Annotated in this window: 1 protein-coding gene; it reads right to left on the reverse strand. The window is 27.7% G+C overall.

Going from position 1 to position 1,276, the window contains the following annotated elements; genetic code table 11:
- Window positions 1-44: 44 nt before the first annotated feature.
- Window positions 45-1,049 carry an IS110 family RNA-guided transposase gene (locus tag ACKTTQ_RS00540; protein ID WP_408048140.1) on the reverse strand — a complete coding sequence of 335 codons (1,005 nt, stop codon included), beginning with the start codon at window positions 1,047-1,049 and terminating at the stop codon, window positions 45-47.
- Window positions 1,050-1,276 lie beyond the last annotated feature (227 nt).

Raw genomic sequence — 1,276 nt, forward strand, 5'->3', positions numbered from 1 at the left:
GCTCCCGCATTCTATGGATAAAAACAAATAAAAAGCAATAAATTTTAGGCAGCAAAATTATGAGTATTAACATAAGGTTGCTGTCTTTTTATTACTGCAAAAACACGGTGTAAAATTTTGTTTCTAATGTTGTTTAAAACGAGCATTTTATTTTTACCATTATCTACTTTATCATCAAAATATTTCTTGAGTTGATAGTCGTGAATTTTAGCATTTAAAGCACACATATTTAATAGTGATTTTAATTTTTTATCTGCTAAGTGATTTACTTTAGTTCTTCCTTTTATACTGGAACCAGATTGATACGGAAAAGGAGCTACTCCAGCATAGCATGCTAATTTTCTAGCATTTTTAAATGCTGTAAAGCCTTTTGTAACGATTAGTAAATAAGTTGCCGTTTGTGGACCAATACCAGGAACACTTTGAATAAGATCATATTGTTTTATTAAAGCTGTATTACTTTTTATAATTTCCAATATTTGAGTATCAATACGTTTTAAATTCTTCTTCAGACACTTTATGATACTCTTGTTTGTTTTATTTAACTCTTCACCTGCTTCTTTGGGAAGAAACAATAAAGTCTCCTTATTATTACCAAATGTTCGTAATGCTTTGATAATCTTTTCTCTTTGCGTATGAAGTACTTTCAGTTCAAGAATATGTTCTTCAGTAAAAGTCGACAATTTTAATTTAAACTTATTAGTTAAGATATACTGAGCAATTATAGAAGCATCTGACTTATCTGATTTGCCTCTTTTAATACCAGCAGATCGATGTATTTCTAATGCAGATAAATTATAATAATCAATTCCTAAATCATGTAAATGAGAAGCTAAATAATAACCATATACTCCTGTGTTTTCAAAAGCTACTACGATATTGTTTCCCCCAAATTTTGAAATAATCTTTTTAAAGAAGGATTTTATTTTAGTTTTTGAATTATCAATTATGTGATGATTTAAAACTGTTTCATTAGATGAATTTACACCTGTGATATCTAATTTTAATTTGGAGATATCTATCCCAATTATGGCTGCATAATTTTTCATACCTTTATAATTAAGTTAAAAAATGTTGAACTTCTTTAGAGCCTTTATTAGATCTTAATATCTATCATTCTATTTGAAGCTATTCAACGGTAAAAAAGAGAAGTAAAAGACTAATGCGGGAGATAGTTCTGACTAACTAGCTAGCATTCATAGTTCACTTTTACTTTTCTTTTTAAATATAACTTATATCTTAATAAGTTACCTTATCACAAAGTAAAGGCTAGTTT

This window comes from Tenacibaculum halocynthiae, assembly GCF_964512825.1.
In the GTDB taxonomy this organism is placed as follows: domain Bacteria; phylum Bacteroidota; class Bacteroidia; order Flavobacteriales; family Flavobacteriaceae; genus Polaribacter; species Polaribacter halocynthiae.

Bases quoted from the DNA above. Each gene is read 5' to 3' on its own strand.
- ACKTTQ_RS00540 (WP_408048140.1), bottom strand. From the start codon at position 1,049: ATGAAAAATTATGCAGCCATAATTGGGATAGATATCTCCAAATTAAAA.